The sequence below is a fragment of the Aurantibacter sp. genome (assembly GCF_039941195.1).
Taxonomy (GTDB): domain Bacteria; phylum Bacteroidota; class Bacteroidia; order Flavobacteriales; family Flavobacteriaceae; genus Aurantibacter_A.
Map to the genome: position 1 here is coordinate 97,974 of NZ_JBDVFA010000105.1, position 20,955 is coordinate 118,928.

A 20,955-nucleotide genomic window follows, 5' to 3' on the forward strand; every position below is an offset into this window, starting at 1 on the left:
ATTATTTAGCGTTTGAAAGTTTTAAAAGATAAAACTTTAATGTGCTTTCATTACAGCTTCAAAAAGCGAGATATATTGCGCTGAAATTTCTTTAGAACTATGTATTTTAATTTGTGCTGGCATCTCTTGTTTTAACTTTGCTGTCAAAGGTATATTTGTGAGAAGCATACTCATTTTATTCGCTAAATCATCAACATTGTTACGAGAGAAGGTAAGACCTCCGTTTCCAATAGCAAAAGGTAATCCACCACCATCAGAAACAATGGGTATACAACCGCATGCCATTCCTTCTAACGCCACAATTCCAAAAGGCTCTTTCCACCGTGATGGCACCAAAAGTGACTTATGTTGATTCAAACATTCGGCAAGCTCACTGCCTTGTAATGAACCTTTAAATGTAACTAAGTGATTTAAGTCATAATCAGTCACCATTTTTTTAAGATTATTCATTTCGAGTCCATCACCCACTATAGTTAAAAAGATATCTCTTTCTTTGAAATCATATGCTACTTTTTTAAATGCCTGAATTGCCAAATCTGCACCTTTATCGGAGACTAATCTTCCCAAGAATACAAAATCTAGATTTTTATCTATTTGTGGCATAATTTTAAATACATCTTCTTGATATGGATTTCGTATAATTTGAGCATCAGGCCAGCAATCATCTTTAATCATTTTACTACAAGCGACTACTTTTCTCGCACTGCCCAACCATTTCCTTTTAATTTTCCACTGATAATTTGCTTCGTTAGTTTGAGAGCCTAACCAGGTTTGAAGACCAATTACGACAGGTTTTCTGAATAGTAATCTTGGCCAACCAAGACGTATGCAGATATTATTTTCAAAAACCATATCTGCCCATACATGTTCTTTAATAAGCGTTAAAAAACTCGGATTTCTTACAACTTCGAACCTAAATTTTGTTTTCTCGGGATCTAGTGACCATGTCATAACACGAACTTCATGCCCTGAATCTGTTAAAGCCTCTGCAAGAATATTCGAGATCAATTCAATACCGCCTATCGATGGATGAAAATAATGTGATAAAAGTAAAATTTTCAATTTATGTTTTTTTATGTTTTAATTAATCCTATAATCAGTTGCACTTTAAATCATCCAATAGTTTACTAGCGACTTGATTCAGCGTTTGAATATCTGTTTGTGTCATTTGTAAATTTAAAAGACTATTTTCCAATTGGCCCTCAACAAATTGTACAGTACCCGAAAGGGGTTCGTGTTTAAATGCTGCATTAGGAGTCCAATTATGCGAAACACTAATGATTGGAGTTTTATGTAGTAGCATGGCAGAAGCAGTTCCACTCTTTTCTAATAGTGCAATAGGTGTTGTACTCAAAGCGATGTCTGCGTTTGTTAAAATTTTTGATATTTGTGCGGGATTCTGTTCGCCTAAAACTTGATATTTTAGATTATATGATTCCCATATATTCACCCATTTTTTTTGGTTGGAACCCGATCTACCAACAATTGTTAATACAACCTCTTTGCCCATTTTTTTTGCATATTCCGATAATTCTTTGGTAAAGGCTTCAAATTTTGAGGCTGGTGCTATCCCACCAAAAACCACAAACTTGAGTTGGTTGTTAGGTGTTGATTGCTTAACAGGTTTTGTAACAGGAATGTTAGAAAATAAAGGCAATAAATTTGGTTCTTCGACTAGATTGGTAAGTAGAAATTGGTAATATTTAGTATGCGTATGGATACAGTCTGGCTTTAAATTTCGATGTATTTCTTTAAAAATAAACTTTTGAAAATAACCTATAATTTTGTTTTTGGTTATACATTCTCTGTTAATTCCCAACCACAATTCGTGAAACATCACATGACATTTTCTTCCATGTCCAAGTTTTTTTAATTGTTTAGATAAAGAAAAAGGTAATCCCTTCGGATGAAAAGAAAATGGTACAAATTGAAGACTGAGCCAATGAGGATTTAGTTTTGAAATCCATTCATCAGCTAGCAGAAAACGTTCGGCTTGCGATAATAAAGAACTAAGTCTATAGACTTGTATATCAATTTTATCATCTTTTTGAATATCTAATTTGGAAAAATTGCAGAAACCATCATTGAGAGAAATAATAGTTGCTCTATGCCCTTGTCGTATTATTTCACCCGCCAAGCGTCTCGTATAGTCACCAACCCCATCGCGTCCAGGTTCAAGGCTACCACATAAAAATACTATATTTTGTTTATTACTCACCATTAATTCTATTTTCCTTTAAGATCTTTAATAATTGAAAGAACTATATTTATTGTACGGAATGGCCTAATACGGTTATTGCACTTTCATGCTCTTTAGCTTTTAACATGTCGATTAATTCATTTGTAAACACTACTGCCCCATTGACCAATAAATGGCGTTCATCAAAAAAATAAGATTTATCATGGTACACATCATTTAAAGTATCATGGACAAAGAGTGATACCTCAGAATGGGTCAATTGTCTTATTCTATTCTCAAATTGGCGGTTATGACTTTTATAATTTGGTGGGAAGATCAAATGCAATGCAATACTGTTATCCAAACAAAGCCTTTGAAAATTCGTAAATGATTTAATTTTAGCTAAGGATTCATTATCCTTATTATAAGTTTGGGCGGCATTGTCATAGTTAAACGCTGCATCTTTACTCTGAAACGAAATGGGCATAGAACCATTACTTCTAATAGAATCCCAAATGGAATACTTCTTTTCCGTAATATTAAAATTTACTTGGTTTATCCGAGAGAGAATTAAAAAACGGGATAAGAAATTCTTTTCTCTTCTTTTTATCATTTCATTATTAATTGACTCATATTTAGCCAATGGGTATAGGCGATCAAATCTAAAATTGATAAAGTCGTTTGGCATTAATTGAATTGGGTCGTCTAGGGTTAGAATAATAGCTTTAGGCTTTTTATTATTGGCTAATAGTGTTTGTAATAAAAACTCTTGAAACGCTATGTCAGATCCGGGATAGGATAGGTTGAATGAAGATAAATGCAAGGAATCTTCGATTTGTTTGGCTATAATATTCCTCGCTCCCCGAGAAGAACCCAAAATAATAATTTCCTTATTTATTTCACCATTTACCAATTTTTCCAATCGTTTGTCACTTTCAAGATGAGGTGAGATAAAAAGAAAAGCATAAAATATCTTATCGAAAACAAAAAAGGCAATTGCAAAAAATATTATTTTTTTTATAAACCCAGACATTTTCAAATGCATTAAAATTGGAAATAAATAAATTGTTGTTCCTTTCCCGTCATGATGAAGATGATTGAAATTAGACCTAAATACAACCCCCACCGATACGGTCTTTTCCATTTAAGACCTAGTTGCGAAATTGCATATGAACCCTCTCTACCTTGCCATTCCAATAAGATAAATAACATCAGCAATACGAGGACTATAAAAGCCTTGCCCCTTTCCGCAAAAACTGGAATAGCGAATAACGAGGTCGAAAAAATTTCAGAAATATAGCTTGTGGCGTGACCAATATCGTTTGCTCTAAAAAATATCCAGGCAAAAACCGTTAACCCGAAAGTTAACAACATAAACGAAAATTCCTTTATGCTCGGGAATAATTTACCCTGCGCGACCGTTTCCAGATTATTACGATTATTGTTAGTCAATAAAAGTGGTAAAAAATAAATCGCATTCAATGCCCCCCACACAATAAATGTCCAATTTGCGCCATGCCAAAATCCGCTTACAATAAAAATGATAAACGTATTTCTAATTTTCATCCATGTTCCGCCACGACTACCTCCCAAGGGTATATAGAGGTAATCTCTAAACCAGGTTGAAAGGGAGATATGCCATCGTCTCCAAAATTCCGCAATGTCTCTCGAAAAGTACGGGAAGTTGAAGTTGCGCATTAAATCAAAACCGAAAAGACGCGACGTACCTATTGCAATATCCGAGTAACCCGAAAAGTCACCATAAATTTGGAAAGTAAAAAACAATGCTCCTAAAACCAAAGTACTACCATTCATATCTGCCGAGTTATTAAAAATCTGGTTGGCATATTCCGCGCAATTATCTGCAATAACAATTTTTTTAAACAGCCCCCATAGAATTTGTCGCATTCCATCCACTGCTTTTGTATAGTCGAAAGATCGTTTTTTATAAAATTGAGGAAGCAAGTGAGCGGCCCTTTCTATTGGGCCAGCTACTAGTTGTGGAAAGAAACTGACAAAAGCAGAAAAAGCAATAAAATCTTTTGTTGGTTCTAGTTTTTCTTTATAAACATCTATGGTATAACTCAATGTTTGAAAGGTATAGAAACTAATTCCAACCGGTAAAATAATGTTTAATGAATTAGCTTTGATCTCGGTTCCGAAAAATGAAAATGCTGTAATAAAATTGTCCAGAAAGAAATTGTAATATTTAAAAAAGCCTAAAAAGCCAAGATTAACAGCTATGCTTGTCCATAGCAAGGCCTTTCGTTTAAGCACAGAATCTTCTTTTTTCAGTTTTATGCCTATAGTATAGTCAATTATGGTGCTAAAAATAATCAATAGTAGAAACCGCCAATCCCACCAACCATAGAAGGTGTAACTCGCAACTACAATTAATAAATTTTGAAGCTTTAGATTTTTATGCGTCGCATACCAATATAGTATAAACACTATTGGTAAGAAAACCGCAAAGTCTATCGAGTTAAAAAGCATTCTTCTGGTCTACATTTATTATTAATTTTTAGTACCGTCGTTTCTATTGGCTCCCTGCTCCACATTATTTGTGATGTGGCCAGTTGAAAAGTTTATTTTAAAATGGTCAAAAGAAATCTATTCAACTCAATGGAAAACTCATTATCTTTTGGAGAAGTGTTAAATTGATTTTCATCATTTGATTTGAAGGTTTAAACCTATTGGCGGATAATCACTGCAAGTACTTATATTAAATTCTTTAAAAAAAAGACAAACTTTATCAAATAATAAGTCATCTCGCGAAATAACGAAATAAAAATAGATGGATGATTATAATTGACATCAGTAATTTTAAAGTAATCACCCACATTTTTCCAGTTTACATCCCAAACATCCTCAAACCAAAACGTCCTAAACTGATATTTTTTAAGCAACTTAAGACTTTCTCGATCATGCCAATAATGTTCCATTATTTCAGGTTGCTTAAATACTATTCCTTTTTTAATCCATCCATCGGTCCATTCTATCGGAGCGGGTGCAAGACCATCTCCTTCCTGTTTAGCGTAATCATAGCTTCTTCTGTACATTCTTAATCTATGATACCAGGGCTTGCTATTCGCAATAGATTCTAAGATACAGTAGTACCTAACTTTGGCTCTTTGCCTTCTTAATGAGAGTAGGTTACAGTGTAAAAGCTTAATTTCTTTTAAAACAAGCTTTGGAGCATTATCATTAAAAGGAATACGTGTGCTATGAATGAATTCAGGTTTATGTTGCGTGCCATCATCTACAAAACCTAAGGGCCACCCACCTTGGGCTTGGTATCTAATTACAAATTCAACACCATTGTAAAAAGTAGGTTTTTCAAAAAACAAAATAGTACCCGGCTCACTATATTTTATAAGTTCCCATTCTTTAGATTTTAAAGAGCTAAAGGCCACTATTTCATCAGCATCTATAGCCAAGAGTATATTATTAGAACCATATTTATCCCTTGCTGTATTTATTAAAAGTGTTTGTCTTTCAGCTTCATTAAAATCACTTGAATTGTTTTTAATAACATCAACTTTCGGGAATTTTTTGGCTATGCTTGCACTATTGTCATCTGAGTTTTGATCGGCCAATAATATATGATCCGCAAAACAAGATGTTGTTTTTAAAAAAATGTCCAGTATCCATTCTTCATTTTTTATCGGTGTAAGAACAATAATTTTCTTCATTTTACGTAATTGATTAAAAATAACACCAAAATTTAATTTTTTGGAATCACCTATCTTAAATCATATAACTTTCTGTCTTTAATTTTTTTAGCTGGTACGCCACCCCAAATTTCATATGGAGGTATTGATTTCGAAATTACAGCTCCCGCCCCTACAATACATCCATCACCTAAACTGACTCCAGCTAAAACTATTACATCAACACCCAGCCAAACATCTTTACCAATTAAAATTTTTTTTCTAGAATCTCCTTTACGTTCTCTTTTTGGTAATAATTCGGTTGAATGATTATGATCTATAAATTTGCATCCAGAAGCTATCATACTTTCTTCTCCTATTACAATCTTATCGGAGATATTAAACTCACAGTTGGCTCCTATAAAAACATTATCTTTAATAATTATTGATTTTTTTTCCTGCCAAACGCCATCATATTTAAAAAAAATACCATGCTCTAATCTGCAGTTTTGACCAAGCACTATTTGATGCGGCCAGGTTACATGTATTTTTGGAATTTGAGTCCCTTTCCCGATTTGCATTCCTAAAAACCGGTAGTAGGCCTTTCTAAAAAATGAACTAGCAGTAGCCCAATATCGAAACCGTAATACGAAAAATAATTTTTGTAAAAATTTAGTCACGCGCTGTTTTAATGTAAAAATCTTCTGTATTTTACTGTATAGTCTAGTTCTCGATTTCGCTCCCCAATTTTCTTGGCCGGTACACCGCCCCAAATTTCAAAGGGTGGAACCGACTTGGTAACTACCGCTCCAGCAGCCACTAAACTTCCTTTTTGTAGTGTAACTCCTGGCAATATCATGGCACGTGTGCCAATCCAAACGTAATCTTCAATTCTTATTCCATTAATTTTTCCGTAAAAATCTGAAGTGTTAGGGTCATGATATGCAGTAAGTAAAACTACTTCCTCTGATATTGAAACATTTGATCCTATGCTAATTCCACCTCTAGTATCGAATCTACATTTGGCGTTTATCACACAATTATTTTCAAGTTTTAAACCCGAAGAGCTATCGAAATTACAGTTTAAGAAAATAGAGTTTTTATTTCCGATTTTAAATTTCATAAATACCCTGTAAAACCATAATCGAAAATGATGACTAGGAATTTTAGAAACTATCTTATTACAGATATATAATTTAAGTTCTGCAAGGAGGGTCTTAATCATAGTTATTTATAAGATAATAGATATTTTAAAAATAGTAAGAACAAAAATTAAGTTTATTTAGATTTTATTTTAAGAATCTTCACAAAACCGTAACCACTATGGACTAACAATTGCACGCTGCCAACAATAATATTTAGCCATAATACTCCTATTAAAGAGGTGACATCAGTTGCCCAAATTGCAATACTTATTGTGGCAATACTTATTGGAATTGATAATCCCGGATTCATTACCCAACCTCTAGCCGAATATAAAGAAAATACAATGACTGAAAAAACGCTTAAACTACTACCAATTACCGCCAAAAAGAGCTCGTATTTTAAATCGGCATACTGCGGTCCTAAAACCCAAAGGATTTCTTCTGGAAAGATGTAAACAAGTAGCACAAATAAGGAAAAAATAACTATTACCAAAATTTGTACTTGAATATATCGTCGTAACAACAAATTAAAAGTGTTTTCCAATCTGGCAAACCGAGGTATAATCAACATGCCAAATATAATGGAAACTAGGTTCAGTAGCATGGCAATGCGACCCAAAGCTCCAATTTCAGCTAGTGCTATGGTAGAACCGAAAATTGACAAAATCCAAATGGTGATTTGTCCGGAAATACTATAGTAAATGGCTTCAGGTAACACTCTTTTCACTGTTACCATCATCTTTTTCTTTAATTCAGAAGATGGTTTTTGTTGCCAATCTGCGTACGGTTTTGTTATTTTCTTTAAGTTGAGATTACCAAAAACCTGTGGAATGCTGGCTGAAAATATAGCGACAAAAGCAAAAGGAAATGTTACAAGAGAAACTCCTAAAAGAAATAATCGTCCTAAATTAACCAGTACTAAATTCTTTTGTAGCGGAACAATGTCTTGTTTTAATTTAGGGGCAATCTGCAAAAGCACATCGGATAACTGTGTATAGAAAACAGGAATTAGGCCTAGAACAATTAAACCAATCATTAAAAGACTAGCATTATTACGATATAACAAAACACACAAAATAGGAATGCACACCAAAAGGCTACCAATAGCAAATTTCTTTCGAAAGTCGAAACCAGTTACCAGAACTTCTCCTAGCTTACTTTTATCTTGCCAAACTTTACCGCCTTCTGACATTACCGCAATGGGTATACCAGCATTGGCTAGCATCACCATAGTGCCCATCATGGTGTTTGCCAGCGTATATAGTGCATATTCTTCAGTGGAAAGCATCCGAATGACCAATATCCCGCATAAAAGGCCTATAGCTTGTACACCTACTTGAGCCGAACCCGTAAGACTAATAATTTTCATCCAATTAATAGTTTTACCGTAAAGCTCATGCTGTTTAAACCGTTGTATAAATGTCGGACGTTTGTTAATAGGCAATATTTAAGACTTTCTGTATGTTTTAAATAAAGAATTTTTGATTTAAAACTGATTGTTTATTTCTAATTGTAACTTATGTTTATATTATCATTCATTCTTTACTATTAAATTAAATGATTTAGGAGTCGTAAAGCCTCTTTTATTACAGTTTTAATAGTAGAATCATTCTTTGTAATTGGCACTTTTTTTAATTTTTTTGTATCTATGTTACTAATCATTTGAATCCATTCATCTGTAATTTTAGATTTGTCAAACTTATTTAAAACATATTTTTTAGCCTTAATCCCCATTTCTGTAGCTTGACCGGGACTATTTAAAAGTTTTAAAATAGCTTTCTCTAGTTGGAGATGATTGTTAATTAGAATACTTGTTTCTCCGGTTTTACTAACCTCCACTAATCCTCCGACATTGCCACCTATAATTGGTTTTCCCATTGACTGAACTTCAATGGCCGAAACGCAAAAAGTTTCTGGAGATATTTCCCAGTTTGGATTTACAACTCCAGCAAGCGAATTTGCAATATGTTTCTTTATTTCGATTGAGGTTTGCAAGCCTAAAAAGGAAACATTCTTTTTAGAAATACTTTCCTTATCTTTTCCTAAATAGGGTATGAGATATTCTTCTTCAAAAACCTTGGATGTTATTCCTAATGGTCCCAATTCATCATTTATATTATATAGTTTTGAGCTCCCAATCACCAAAAGACTGGCCTTCGGAATTCGCTTAACAATATTGGGCCAGACTTTCGCCAAATGATGAAACCCCTTATCTTCTGTTAAAGCACCAATGTATACAAATTGTTTATTATCTAATTTGGATTTAGAATTGTTATCATAATCAAAATATAAAGCGTTGTGTACAAATGTCATTTTGCTAAATGCTTTTTTATGCCGGTACCAATTCATCATTATGGCCGATGGCCCAACAATTCTTTTAACCATTTTTAACTGATGGAACAGTTTTAAGTTGATTTCAGAAATTTGATTGTGCGACCAAACTATCAATTTTAAATTAGCATCATTTGCTTTTTTAAAAACTAAAGCATCCTCATCTCTATGATTAGGGCTTATGATTATAATCAAAACTTCACATTGATTTTTAATTGCAGATTCTACACCTGAATTGAAATCATCTACAGTGAAAGCTTTTATTTTTCCATAATCAGGCATTGTGCCAGTATCGAATAAATTTATTTCCCAGTTAGTTTTTTTTTCAATATTATAAATTAGTCTGAATGCCTGACTAGTTGTACCTGGTAATCCAATGGAATTATTTTCCATGTCTTCCCATGTAAAACTCTTTAATTTCTTTGACTCTAAGTAAAAACCTACTTTCATAAAACTAATGATTATCTTTCCTTTCCTTCTATTGGCTGCCTTAATTTAGTATTTTGAAAATTCTTTTTAAATATAAGAATAGGTCTTTCTACAAACCGGTAAGATATTTCTGCGAATACCAGACTAATTAGAAAGCGCAACAAGGTAATTACCATTAAATTGATAATATTCCCCGGCTCTCGCATAGGCTCCATTGCTAGAAAAATTAAGTAATGGTATACATAAATACCATACGAACGTTGCCCAAACCATAAGAGTATTTGATTACCTAATATTTTATTCTTGGGGTTTTCAATTGCAAATAGGATTATAACTAAAGCAAGTATGTTGGTGGCAAAAAAACCGCCATAGCGCCAAATTTGGTTGTCAACATCAAGAAAGAGTACCAACAAAGCTAGTGGTGCCAAAAGTAAACCTAAACCAATATTGGGCTTTATATTTATTTTAAAATCGTATTGTTTTACTTTTAGTGCTACTGCTGCAAGTGCACCAATTAAGATGGCATCAATTCTGCAAAAGGTAAACCGATAAGAATCGATAGAGAAAATTCCGGCAGTCATTGGGTTTATGGTATTGGTATGATATACCCAGATTCTAAATATGGTTATTACTACTACAAAAAGAAGAATAAATAGTATTTGATTTTTTCTGGAAAGTTTAAACAGCACACCAGCTACCAAAATAGGCCAGAATAAATAGAAATGTTCTTCTACAGACAAGGACCACAAATGTACCAAAGGCCCCATATACGATTCATGTATAAAATTGACAAAATAAAAGAGACTGGCAAATACAATCATTAATGGGTTTTCATTCCCTTTTGGTGGAATAAAAAACTGATATATTAAATAGAGTCCAATGCAAACGACCAGTGGCGGCACGAGCCGTAGTATTCTTTTTATGTAAAAATTTTTAAAGGATATTTTATGGTACAAGCTAAATTCCTTTTGCAGAATTGCTGTTATTAAATAACCACTTAGTACAAAAAAAAGATCCACCCCTAAAAACCCTCCACTAATTTTGCCATAGGAAGCATGGACCAAAAGCACGCAAATTACCGCAATACCGCGAAGACCATCTAAACTTGGATTGTATTTGAAAATTTGTGACATTGCTATTTTAGAAAATAGGCAACCTTAGCATATTATTTAGGCGCCTTAAGTGGTGTGCTCACCGTAACCATAACTATTCTTTGCATTGGTGTCATTCAATACTACCATAGGAAATTTAAGCTTCTGATTTTTATAGATATCATCTACTATCTTAATATTATCCTTTCTGGAGTAATCTTGTCGAATCATAAATATAGTGGCATCAATATGTGGAGCTAATGCAAAAGCATCTGCTACTTTACCTACTGGAGCTGAATCAACTAAAACATAATCGTATTTGGCTTTTAATTCGTCTATTAAGGTTTCAATCCGCGGATGCAACATTAGTTCACCGGGATTGGGCGGAATAGGTCCAGATCCTATAAAATCAAAATTTTCAATGTTAGTAGATGCTACTGTGATATCTTTCGCTGTCCATTTGGAGTCGACTAAATAATCGGTAATACCAATAGTTTCTTTGAGTTTCAAATTCTGTAATAATTTTGGCGCACGTAAATCGAAACTTAGGGCAACTACTTTCTTTCCTGTTAATGCTAAGCTAGCACCCAAATTTGCAGTAAAGAATGTCTTTCCTTCCCCTTGCATACCCGAAGTAATTAAGATAACCTTATGTGCTCTGCCCGTTGTTAAATAGCTTAGATTAAAGCGTATTAAACGAAACAATTCAGCCACCGATGTGGTATCCTTTCCAGAAACAGCTAACGCATTGCTCCGTTCATCATGTGAAATTTGACCCAAAATAGGAGTATCTGTTATTTTCTCAACGTCATCAATATCTGTTACTTTATTATTCATTAAATCTTTTACATAAACGAAGGCAAACGGAATAAAAAGACCAAAAATTAATGCTCCCAAATAAATGGAAGTTTTGTTGGGACTAACTGGGAAATTAGTTGAACTTGGAGCATCTACAATACGCGTATTAGAAATAGGAGCTTCTAAAGACAAGGCTTCTTCTTCCCGTTTTTGTAATAAATACAAGTACAAGTCTTGTTTTATGCTTTGATCACGGTTGATATTTAATAAAGCTCGCTCAGCACTTGGTACTTTCGCGATTTGCGCTCTGGATCTACTGGCGCTTTGCCTTTCGTTATTTAAAGCAATTTGCAAGCTTGTTTTAATGTTTTTAAGATTTTCTAATAAATCCGATCTCAAATTATTTAATGAACGATTAATATTTACAACCAAAGGATTATCTTCTGGAGTACTCCTCAACAAATTTTTACGTTCCAATTGCTGTGCATTAAATTGTGCTATTAATCCAGAAAGTGTTGGATCTTGAATATTTAAGGAACTTGGAACCAAACTTTCGTCATTTCCATTTCTAATATATGATTCGAGCGAATTTAATATATCGAGTTGTGTTTGATATTCCTCCAACTTTCTGCTAGATTCCTTGGCACTTTGCAAATAAACTGCTGCATCGGAACTTATATTGGTAAGGTCATTTTCTTGTTTATAGTCAGCAATGTCCTTTTCAACCTCCGTTATTTCACCGGTCAAAAATTTTAAACGTTCATCGATAATCTCAATGGTACCAATAGCCAATTGATTTTGGTATTTTACTGATTCTTCGGCATACAATTGAATAAGATTTAGCACAATATCTTTTCCTCGTTCAGGGATAGCATCTAGCAGACTTACACCCAACAAACTACCTGTAGTATTGACTGCCTCAACTTCCAATTGCCCTGCGTATGCTTGCGCCAAATTTTGGGTATTTACAAAAGAAATAGTTACAGGTTCATGTTCTGAAAATATGCTGTTAGCTGTTGGATTTTTAAGTACTTGAAATTGTCCATTTCCCGCAATTAATGTATCACCATATTTATAAGTACCCTCTAAAACACTTGCAATGCCATCAATCCCTTTTATAACAAAAGATAGAGAATCTTTTGGTTGAACATTAAATGGGGGTAAAGTAGTAGGCTGATGGGCTGGATTAGCATCAATATAAAAAGGAAGACTTTTCCAATAAACATTTAAATCGCGAATCTTCCCTTTTATTTGATAATTCACATTTAAATCTAATCGATCAAGAACTTTTTGCATTAAACTGGAAGATCCGAAAATACCTATTTGATCGTCGATATTGCTTGAGGCTTTAATTAAACCTAAATCTCCCATAGCCTCACCCGGCCCAAAACTTGAGCCTTTATCTTTATCCTTAATTAAAACCGTACTACTGATTAAGTATTGTGGTACCGTTTTATAGCGAATATATAAGAAGGCTGCACCTAAGCAAAGAACTACTCCAGCAGCAAACAAATACCAATACTTTAAATAATGTGTTAAAATGTCACGAAAATTTTTGCTTTCAGACACTGTCGATCTTGTATTTAGTTCGAACATGAATTATTAATCTATTTGAAATTAAGATATACTAGCGAAGCCAATGATATTACAGCTAAAACAAGGGAAATGTTACTTCTAGTTAAACTTGCTTGATCTTTTCTTGATTTCACAGGCTCAACATAGACGATGGCATTGGGTTGTAAGTAAAAATGTGGAGAATCTAAAATGGCTTTGTCATTTAAATCTAACCGTGCTACGGTACGTACTCCTGCAGATTCACTAACAACCATTATATTTTCTCGTTTACCATAGATGGTTAAATCTCCAGCCATCCCTAGCGCTTCTACTAAATTAATACGCTCCGAAGGAACCAGGAACGTATTTGGGTTATTAACTTCACCTACTATTGTAATTCTATAATTTAAATAACGAATGCTTACTAGGGGGTTCCCTAAATAATTGGTTAATAAATTGGTTAAATTTAATTTGGCCTCTGATTTTGTTTGGCCTCCAATTTTCACTCTTCCTATGATGGGAAAATCAATAAGTCCGTTTTCATCTACCAAATAACCTTCTGAAGAACCTTCCGTTGAACTGGCTCCTCCCGGAGTTCCTGATGATTTTTGTGAAATTCTATTAAAAGGGGCTGCGGCAACTTGGTTGGGGTCGGTAACCGTTATTTGTAATAAATCACCTGGTTGAATTATAGATCTTGTGTCTGACAGAACTACTTCTTCAGTTAAAACCTTACCCTCTCCATAATTGTTAAAATAACCTAGACTTCTTTTCGAGCACGAGAAAAGGAACATAGAACATATGCTAATAAGCAATACTTTTCGGAACATTGTCAATACTTTAAATTTATATAAAACTAAAAATAAATAATAGCTATGTTTAATAGCGTAACAAAGTGGGGTAAGTAATCCGTATTTAGCCGCAAATATAGCTAAAAGTTGAAAGCGATTTTAGTGGTTTTTCTTTCGAATTTTCAACCAACTAGGGTGGAGTATGTCTCCTTTTTTACACGGCTCCGCCGCATGGGGTCACAGTACATAATCCCTCGGTAATGCTTTCGTATACACAAAGGTGAACATTGAACATGTTACGGGGGAAATTACTTGCTGTTCAATTCAATTATATTAGCATTCACCAGTGTCCTGTAAAAGCTGCAAAGAAACAGTTTTAAATTAATAAAATGGGTATGTTCGAGGGCTTTGTTAACTGGCTAACCAATAGCTAATTATCAATTTATCAGTCAACTAAGAATTCGGTTAAAGATTACCTTTTTAATTAATGGGTATGGTGAAATAATGGCAATAATTATTGCCGATTTTGGATATTTCGTAAAAATTTTTTGAGGTTAATTCGATCGAGGCTAATGAAAGTATTTATTTTTCGCTGTAACCAAAATACCCATATCTTTCAGTATGATTCTGGAGTACTTTGAATCGATGCGTTGCAGCACCCCTTTTTTATCTTTTAGCGGTCCACTTTTTATGGTAACTTCATCACCGGGCTTGTAATTTTCTAAAACTACTTTTTCAATGGTTTCATCAGCAAGCCAACTGCTTATTTTTGTGATTTCTTCATCACGTACAATGGCAGGTTTGTTCAGCCAAAAAAGATAACGCAGCACACCATTAATTACAAAAACTTTGTTTCTATCGGCTTCTGGAAGTTGTACAAAAACATATGATTTAAAAAGTGGTACTTCCACTTTCTTTTTGCGATCACTCCATTGGCGAACTTCAGTTTGAACGGGACAGAAAGTTTTAATGCCTTCTTTTTCAAGAGCGGCAGCAATCTTTATTTCATTATTCGTTTTTACTTGAAGCACAAACCAATTCATCGTAGCTATTTAATTCGAGTTTAAATTTAGTGAATCAATTTCTGTTTAATAGGCATTGTCATCACCGACTAGGGTGTTGTAGACCGTGTAGAAAATTATTTTTATATCTAAAAATAATGACCATTTTTCAACATAAAATATGTCGAGTCGAATTCTATTAACAATGTCTGAAGGTACAGTTATTTCACCTCTGTATCCGCGTACTTGAGCAAGTCCAGTAATACCAGGTTTTACAAAGTGTCGCACTAAATATTTATCGACACTGGTTTCGTAACCCATGGTATGATATTCCATATGTGGTCTAGGACCTACAACACTCATGCTTCCCATAAATACATTGAAAAATTGTGGCAACTCATCAATACTAGTTTTACGAAGTACACGACCTATTTTAGTAACACGTAAGTCGTTTTTGGTGGTCATAGGTTTATTCGAATCCAAGGAATTGGTCATAGAACGAAATTTATAACACCAAAATACTTTCCGTTTTAAACCGTGTCTTTTTTGTCGAAAAAACAAAGGCCCTGGTGATTCTAATTTTACCAAGACATATAGGATAGGGGTTAACCAAGATAGTATTAAAAGAATAACCAAAAACGAGAATACGATATCAAAAATTCGCTTAGTAACTTTCGCGTATGCTGTTTCTAAGGGCACTTTTCGTATGTTGAGCACAGGAGTGTCATCATACATTTCAATAGTCATTGCACGGGTAAAAATGTTTTTGTTATCGGGTATGATTTTTATTTTGATGAGGTTATTGTCAGCGAAGTTGATGAGGTTTTGTAGTTCCTTACTTGAGAATTGAGAAGCGATACAATAAATTTCGTCGATATTATTTTCTAAAATATACAGAAAACAGTCCGCTACTTTTCCGAGATAAGTAGGGCTTTTAGATTTACCATCATCGAAAAATCCTTTGTAGCGATAGCCGAGATTTGGGTCGTCAAAAACTCTTCGTATTTTTTTTAAATTTTTATCTCGTCCGATGCCAACAACTTGTACAGAGTTACCGCCTTCAAAACGATATTTTCCGCGCAACCAAAAGAATAACCAGCGATAAATAGCTAATTCTAAACAAAGGAAAAGGTACACTTTTAGTTGATGTTCTATTGAGATTTTAAATTCCGGATTGAAAACGAAAAACACGAAATAAAGTAAACCAAAGCTAATATAGACATGGAGAATTTTACGGATGTTGGTTTGGAACTTCTCCTTTCTTAAAATAGTATAGAATTCAAATTCTAAGGTTACCAGTAGCCAGCAAATATTATAAAACAATATACTTTTGGTATGCAGATATGTTTCTGGGGTGAAAAAGTATAGGGTGCAATTAATTATGGTCAAATGACATAGAAGCGACAGCGGCATAACGATACTCGACCTTTTAAACTTCAATATTGACATTAGCACTACAATTTTATACGCTGGCAATCGGTGGCCTGCATTTAGAACTCGTTTATTTTCATTTTTGGGGGAATTACTCTAAATACCTTCTTCAAGCGTCAAAGATATATTTGTAATTGAAATTGTTGTAAAATAATCTTTAAAAGTCTCAATTCTGCGCTCAAATTATCGATTTCATTATGGTTTGTTTTTTATTTTGAATTATTAGCAATGAAATTTAATTTTTGAACAAATGAACCGCAAATCTAATATTAAAATTGATTTGGAATAGTATTGGTTGATTTTCAGATATTTAGAACGAAGGCTGTGCTTTTTCTAATAAAAATCCCTTTGAAAAGGAATTCGTTTTACATGAATTAGTTAAAGTGAACATCGTTTGCTGGAGGCATGTGAATATGAAAGGCAATCGAAATACTTACATATTTTAGTTGTTGACTCCTTAGGGGAACATTTCATTTCTTATTTGATTGGCTATAAAATCCCCTTTTTGCAAAATGATAGAACTATTTTTTGATAAAAAGTATCTCAATCTACTAATGTTCGTTATTTATTTTCACTTTTTATCATCTTTTTAAAAACAATAAAATTCTGAATTAAACAACCTTAATACTACTTCGGGCGCAAAAATTAAAAAATGGAGAATGTATTTTTGTTGGCTACGAATTAATTTGCGCTGCACTTTAATCAATATTCGTAAAACTAGTTTTCAATGAATTTATAAGTACGCTCAATATCATTAAAAAAGTGTTTGGTGATTTCGATATTTAAAGACACTCAATACCATACGGAACTCCTTTTTTATTAATATACTTGTTACAATATTTGGAGCTATAATTCTCTAAAAACTTACGATTTATAGTAAGTTATTATTTAAAATAACGAAATAACCTTATGCCCTTTTCGAATAAAATCTTCCTAGCAGCACTTTGTTTTCTTTTTTATTCGATAGCTATACAATCACAAAACACTACAATTGATAGTCTTAAAATTGAATTACAAAATCATATAGCAAAGGATACAACAAGGGTAAATCTTTTAAATGCACTGGCTTTTTCTTATTTCAGTAATGATATGCCTAAAGCGCTTGAGTATTTGGAAGAATCGGATGCTATTACTGAAGTTATTCAATTTAAAAAGGGAAAGGCCAGGAGCATTTATATAAGGGGTATAACCGAAGTAATCCAAGCGAATTTTGAACAGGCATTTGGCTATTACAATGAGGCGTTGAAACTGTATGAAAACATAGGTTTTAAAAGAGGAATCGCAAACTGTAACAATGCCCTGGGCATAGCCTATAAGAATAAAGGGGAATTAAGAAAATCAATACTATATCTTAAAAAAGCTATTAAGATAGAAGAGGAAATAGGAGGAAAGAATCTTTCTGCTGCACTTATCAACTTGGGCGCTGTATATCAAGATTTGGGAGAATTTGATGAAGCCCTTTCATATTTAAAAAAGGCATTTTCAATTGCTAAAGTCGCTAAAAATGACCAACGTATTGCTTATAGTTTAAATAATTTGGGCACTGTTTACGAGGAACAGGGTAATTACCCACTTGCCCTAAAGCACTATAAAGAATCTATGTACATTAATGAAAAGCTTGGTGATAGTTTAGGCATTGTAAATAACCTAGTTAATATGGGTACCATTTATAATAAACAGGAAGACTATGAAAAGGCAATGGAGTACTATGAAAGGTGTTTAGAAATTAACAAACGGATTAATAGAAAGCGCGGAATCTCTTCACTATTGAGTGATATAGGAACGATACATGAAGAAAATGGGGATTATAATAATGCGCTCGACCATTATGTTGATGCCCTGCGTATTAGTAAACAAATTGGCGCAAAAAGTGATATTCCAAATATTCTAAATAATATCGGTGCAGTTTATTTGGCATTAAATGATTATAAAGCTGCAAATAAATACTTCGTAGATGCCAAGAAAATTGGTTTAGCGATTGAAAGTAAGCCAGTATTATGTGAGACTTATATTGGACTGGCAAAAACTTATGCCAACCAAAACGAGTATACGAACGCTCTGAGCAATGCACTAGAAGCAAAGAAAATTTCCAAAAAAGCTGGGTATTTAAATTATGAAAAAGAAGCTTCGGGAATTCTTTCCAAGATTTATAAAGCTACAGGCAACTACAAAAATGCACTCGAAAGCCACCAGCAATTTAAAATATTGAACGATAGCCTTTTTAATAAAGAGAATGTTGAAAAAATAGCCCGATTGGAATATGAATATAAATACAAACAAGCATTAGATTCTGCGAGTATTAGAGAATTAAAACTAACTAAAGAGGTAAGCACTATAAATACCAGTTTAGAAAAATCGCAGCGAGAAATATTTTTAACCATTATCGCTTTACTTTTAACTGCCTTAATTCTCGGAGGGGTTATCTTTTTTCTAAAATGGCGGAATATTAAAGAGAAGAATCAGAATGTATTGATTGAACAAAAACTTTTGCGTTCGCAAATGACACCGCACTTTATATTTAATTCGCTTTCGGTTTTGCAGGGCATGATTCTGAACAAAGAAGATAAGAAATCGATAACGTATTTGTCAAAATTCTCAAAATTGCTACGTATTGTATTGGAAAACTCAAGGGAAAAAATTGTTCCGCTTATTCAAGAGTTGGATGCTGTAGATAACTATATGGTCCTGCAAAATTTAGATACCAATCAACCCTATGATTATAGTCTTCTTGTTGATGAAAATATAGATATCAACGCATTACAAATTCCACCGATGCTTATTCAGCCTTTTATAGAAAATTCGATAGCGCATGCTTTTCCTTTTGAGAAAGCACAACGTGAAATAGTGATTCATTTAAAATTCGTAGATGAAAAGCTAACTTGTACCATTGCTGATAATGGAATTGGTATTGATGCCATATCTAAAAAGATAAAGACTAGTAAAAAGTCATTAGCGACCACCATCACTAACGAGCGTATACTACTATTGGCTAAAGAATTTAAGGTACCGGGTGAAATAACCATTGAGGATAGAAAAAAGTACAACGTAAAAGGAACCCTGGTTACCTTGGTCATTCCGTATAAAATAAACGAAAACTGATGAAGGCACTTATTGTAGAGGATAAATCGTATATACGAAAAGGCTTATTAAGCTTTTTAGAACAGTTAGCTATTAAAGTAGAAGTTATTGGGGAATGCGAAACGGTAAAAGAAGCTGTTATCGTTACTAAATCTTGTAAACCAGATTTAGTTTTTTTAGACATTAATTTAACTGATGGTACTGGTTTTGATTTTTTAGAACAAACAGAAGAGCTTGAGTTTAAGGTGATATTCATTACTGCTTATGAAGAATATGCGCTTAGAGCTTTAAAAATAGGTGCCGTAGACTATCTACTAAAACCTGTGGATATTGATGAGCTTAAAGCCGCTTTAGATAAAGTAGTGAAACTACCCTTATTTAAACAAAAGGAACAAATTAAAACGGCAAGACAAGTATACGATAATCAGGAAGACACATTGATTTTGTCCCTCCAAGATACGTTTCAAATTATAGATTTAAAAGAATTGATTTTTTGCGAGTCTGATAAGGGCTACACTACTTTTCATCTCAATAATGGAAAAAAATATTTGGCGTCGAAGCCTCTAAAAGAGTTTGAAGGGCAGCTAATGAAACAATCTTTTACTAGGCCGCATCAATCTTTTATGGTCAACTTGAAATATGTAGATAAGTATGAAAAGTCTGGTACTATTTATTTGAAAAACGGTAAAAAAATACCCGTTTCTACACGGAAAAAAGAGGACTTCTTAACCCGTCTTTTTACTTTGAATAAAAAGTAATCTTCTTAGGTGGTTAAGCATATACATATGTGCTTTAATGCTGAAAAGCAGTAGCATATCCTTCTTCCTTTAAATCGAATATACATTCAAATCCCGCACTTGTCCATTAGCATTTGGCGCAAATAGGTTTGCTATTTCCTATTGCAGTTATCCTATTTAGATTTGATGTTCTCAAATCTTTAATCAATAAAAAAAATGGAACAAATTAAATTTAAACTAGGTAAAGTAGGATTGTTGATAGGCGCAATGGGCATCATATCAATACTACTATTAATCTTTAACTACAATATTAGACTTCTTGCTTGGGTCGACCTTTGGGGCAATACAATGGGGTGGGTAATTTGAATTCTGTTAATCGCTGGCGGAGGTGCCTTGTATTGGCTTTATGGAACTATAGCGGAGGAATAAACTAAAAAATAAATTAATTAAGATGAAGATATTAAAATCAGTAGTAGTGCTTGCATGTACAGCAATGGCAATGTCTTGTGGCGGTGGAATTAGCAAACAATCTGTAGATGCAGCTGGCTTCGGAGCCATGGAAGACGAAATTAAAAGCAAATTTGGTGACAATGCCTATTACACGGACTTAAAGGTTGTTTACATCAAAGGGATAGGGAGTACCATTAGTACGACAGTTACAGAAGAACCAGAGTCCTTGAAAATGGGACAATGGGATTTAGCGCAAAATACTTGGACACAGCGCTCAGAAATAACATTGG

The 20,955-nt window shown here is 33.5% G+C and carries 17 protein-coding genes; 3 read left to right on the plus strand and 14 right to left on the minus strand.

Going from position 1 to position 20,955, the window contains the following annotated elements:
* Nucleotides 1-36: 36 nt before the first annotated feature.
* From ABJF52_RS18670 to ABJF52_RS18735, 14 genes are all read right to left on the minus strand, one after another.
* The gene (locus tag ABJF52_RS18670) at nt 37-1,062 is read right to left on the minus strand and encodes a glycosyltransferase family 4 protein (RefSeq protein WP_348153638.1); all 1,026 of its coding nucleotides are present in this window, start codon (nt 1,060-1,062) and stop codon (nt 37-39) included.
* 34 nt (nt 1,063-1,096) lie between these two features.
* Complete coding sequence (locus tag ABJF52_RS18675; protein ID WP_348153640.1) at nt 1,097-2,221, minus strand: hypothetical protein; 1,125 nt, start codon at nt 2,219-2,221, stop codon at nt 1,097-1,099.
* 46 nt (nt 2,222-2,267) lie between these two features.
* Entirely contained in the window at nt 2,268-3,323 is a 1,056-nt protein-coding gene (locus ABJF52_RS18680) for a hypothetical protein (RefSeq protein ID WP_348153672.1), read from the minus strand.
* Nucleotides 3,224-4,672 (minus strand): MBOAT family O-acyltransferase, encoded by a 1,449-nt coding sequence (locus ABJF52_RS18685; protein WP_348153642.1) that lies wholly within the window; start codon nt 4,670-4,672, stop codon nt 3,224-3,226. The genes ABJF52_RS18680 and ABJF52_RS18685 overlap by 100 nt, the downstream gene beginning before the upstream one ends.
* A 224-nt stretch (nt 4,673-4,896) precedes the next feature.
* A complete protein-coding gene (locus tag ABJF52_RS18690; protein ID WP_348153644.1) occupies nt 4,897-5,871 on the minus strand; it encodes a glycosyltransferase family 2 protein in 975 nt (324 codons plus the stop codon).
* A 50-nt stretch (nt 5,872-5,921) separates the two neighbouring features.
* Nucleotides 5,922-6,509 carry a DapH/DapD/GlmU-related protein gene (locus ABJF52_RS18695; RefSeq protein ID WP_348153645.1) on the minus strand — a complete coding sequence of 196 codons (588 nt, stop codon included), beginning with the start codon at nt 6,507-6,509 and terminating at the stop codon, nt 5,922-5,924.
* Between the two features lie 8 nt (nt 6,510-6,517).
* The gene (locus ABJF52_RS18700; RefSeq protein ID WP_348153647.1) at nt 6,518-6,952 is read right to left on the minus strand and encodes an acyltransferase; all 435 of its coding nucleotides are present in this window, start codon (nt 6,950-6,952) and stop codon (nt 6,518-6,520) included.
* A gap of 155 nt (nt 6,953-7,107) precedes the next feature.
* Nucleotides 7,108-8,343 (minus strand): polysaccharide biosynthesis protein, encoded by a 1,236-nt coding sequence (locus ABJF52_RS18705; protein ID WP_348153649.1) that lies wholly within the window; start codon nt 8,341-8,343, stop codon nt 7,108-7,110.
* A gap of 179 nt (nt 8,344-8,522) precedes the next feature.
* A complete protein-coding gene (locus ABJF52_RS18710) occupies nt 8,523-9,755 on the minus strand; it encodes a glycosyltransferase family 4 protein (protein ID WP_348153651.1) in 1,233 nt (410 codons plus the stop codon).
* Between the two features lie 11 nt (nt 9,756-9,766).
* Nucleotides 9,767-10,867, minus strand: coding sequence for an acyltransferase (locus ABJF52_RS18715; protein ID WP_348153653.1), 1,101 nt, complete (start codon nt 10,865-10,867; stop codon nt 9,767-9,769).
* A 45-nt stretch (nt 10,868-10,912) separates the two neighbouring features.
* Nucleotides 10,913-13,219 carry a polysaccharide biosynthesis tyrosine autokinase gene (locus ABJF52_RS18720; protein WP_348153655.1) on the minus strand — a complete coding sequence of 769 codons (2,307 nt, stop codon included), beginning with the start codon at nt 13,217-13,219 and terminating at the stop codon, nt 10,913-10,915.
* Between the two features lie 11 nt (nt 13,220-13,230).
* A complete protein-coding gene (locus tag ABJF52_RS18725) occupies nt 13,231-14,007 on the minus strand; it encodes a polysaccharide biosynthesis/export family protein (protein WP_348153657.1) in 777 nt (258 codons plus the stop codon).
* A gap of 530 nt (nt 14,008-14,537) precedes the next feature.
* Nucleotides 14,538-15,011 (minus strand): UpxY family transcription antiterminator, encoded by a 474-nt coding sequence (locus ABJF52_RS18730; protein WP_348153659.1) that lies wholly within the window; start codon nt 15,009-15,011, stop codon nt 14,538-14,540.
* A gap of 45 nt (nt 15,012-15,056) precedes the next feature.
* Nucleotides 15,057-16,418, minus strand: a complete 1,362-nt coding sequence (locus ABJF52_RS18735) for an exopolysaccharide biosynthesis polyprenyl glycosylphosphotransferase (protein ID WP_348153660.1) — start codon at nt 16,416-16,418, stop codon at nt 15,057-15,059.
* Nucleotides 16,419-17,309: 891 nt separating this feature from the next.
* Between ABJF52_RS18735 and ABJF52_RS18740 the strand changes: the two genes are divergently transcribed.
* The 3 genes from ABJF52_RS18740 to ABJF52_RS18750 all read left to right on the plus strand — a co-directional run.
* Nucleotides 17,310-19,499, plus strand: coding sequence for a tetratricopeptide repeat protein (locus ABJF52_RS18740; RefSeq protein ID WP_348153662.1), 2,190 nt, complete (start codon nt 17,310-17,312; stop codon nt 19,497-19,499).
* On the plus strand, nt 19,499-20,236 hold the full coding sequence (locus tag ABJF52_RS18745) for a LytTR family DNA-binding domain-containing protein (RefSeq protein WP_348153664.1): 738 nt from the start codon (nt 19,499-19,501) through the stop codon (nt 20,234-20,236). Before ABJF52_RS18740 ends, ABJF52_RS18745 begins: the two co-directional genes overlap by 1 nt.
* 430 nt (nt 20,237-20,666) lie before the next feature.
* Nucleotides 20,667-20,955 (plus strand): hypothetical protein (locus ABJF52_RS18750; RefSeq protein WP_348153666.1); only part of this gene is annotated, 289 nt, incomplete at its 3' end.

Excerpts from the sequence above, each read along its gene's own strand:
- ABJF52_RS18690 (WP_348153644.1), bottom strand. The coding sequence starts at position 5,871 with ATGAAGAAAATTATTGTTCTTACACCGATAAAAAATGAAGAATGGATA.
- ABJF52_RS18710 (WP_348153651.1), bottom strand. The coding sequence starts at position 9,755 with ATGAAAGTAGGTTTTTACTTAGAGTCAAAGAAATTAAAGAGTTTTACA.
- ABJF52_RS18700 (WP_348153647.1), bottom strand. The coding sequence starts at position 6,952 with ATGAAATTTAAAATCGGAAATAAAAACTCTATTTTCTTAAACTGTAAT.
- ABJF52_RS18675 (WP_348153640.1), bottom strand. The coding sequence starts at position 2,221 with ATGGTGAGTAATAAACAAAATATAGTATTTTTATGTGGTAGCCTTGAA.
- ABJF52_RS18715 (WP_348153653.1), bottom strand. The coding sequence starts at position 10,867 with ATGTCACAAATTTTCAAATACAATCCAAGTTTAGATGGTCTTCGCGGT.
- ABJF52_RS18685 (WP_348153642.1), bottom strand. The coding sequence starts at position 4,672 with ATGCTTTTTAACTCGATAGACTTTGCGGTTTTCTTACCAATAGTGTTT.
- ABJF52_RS18725 (WP_348153657.1), bottom strand. The coding sequence starts at position 14,007 with ATGTTCCGAAAAGTATTGCTTATTAGCATATGTTCTATGTTCCTTTTC.
- ABJF52_RS18745 (WP_348153664.1), top strand. The coding sequence starts at position 19,499 with ATGAAGGCACTTATTGTAGAGGATAAATCGTATATACGAAAAGGCTTA.
- ABJF52_RS18680 (WP_348153672.1), bottom strand. The coding sequence starts at position 3,323 with ATGGAAAAGACCGTATCGGTGGGGGTTGTATTTAGGTCTAATTTCAAT.
- ABJF52_RS18735 (WP_348153660.1), bottom strand. The coding sequence starts at position 16,418 with ATGTCAATATTGAAGTTTAAAAGGTCGAGTATCGTTATGCCGCTGTCG.
- ABJF52_RS18730 (WP_348153659.1), bottom strand. The coding sequence starts at position 15,011 with ATGAATTGGTTTGTGCTTCAAGTAAAAACGAATAATGAAATAAAGATT.
- ABJF52_RS18740 (WP_348153662.1), top strand. The coding sequence starts at position 17,310 with ATGCCCTTTTCGAATAAAATCTTCCTAGCAGCACTTTGTTTTCTTTTT.
- ABJF52_RS18720 (WP_348153655.1), bottom strand. The coding sequence starts at position 13,219 with ATGTTCGAACTAAATACAAGATCGACAGTGTCTGAAAGCAAAAATTTT.
- ABJF52_RS18705 (WP_348153649.1), bottom strand. The coding sequence starts at position 8,343 with ATGAAAATTATTAGTCTTACGGGTTCGGCTCAAGTAGGTGTACAAGCT.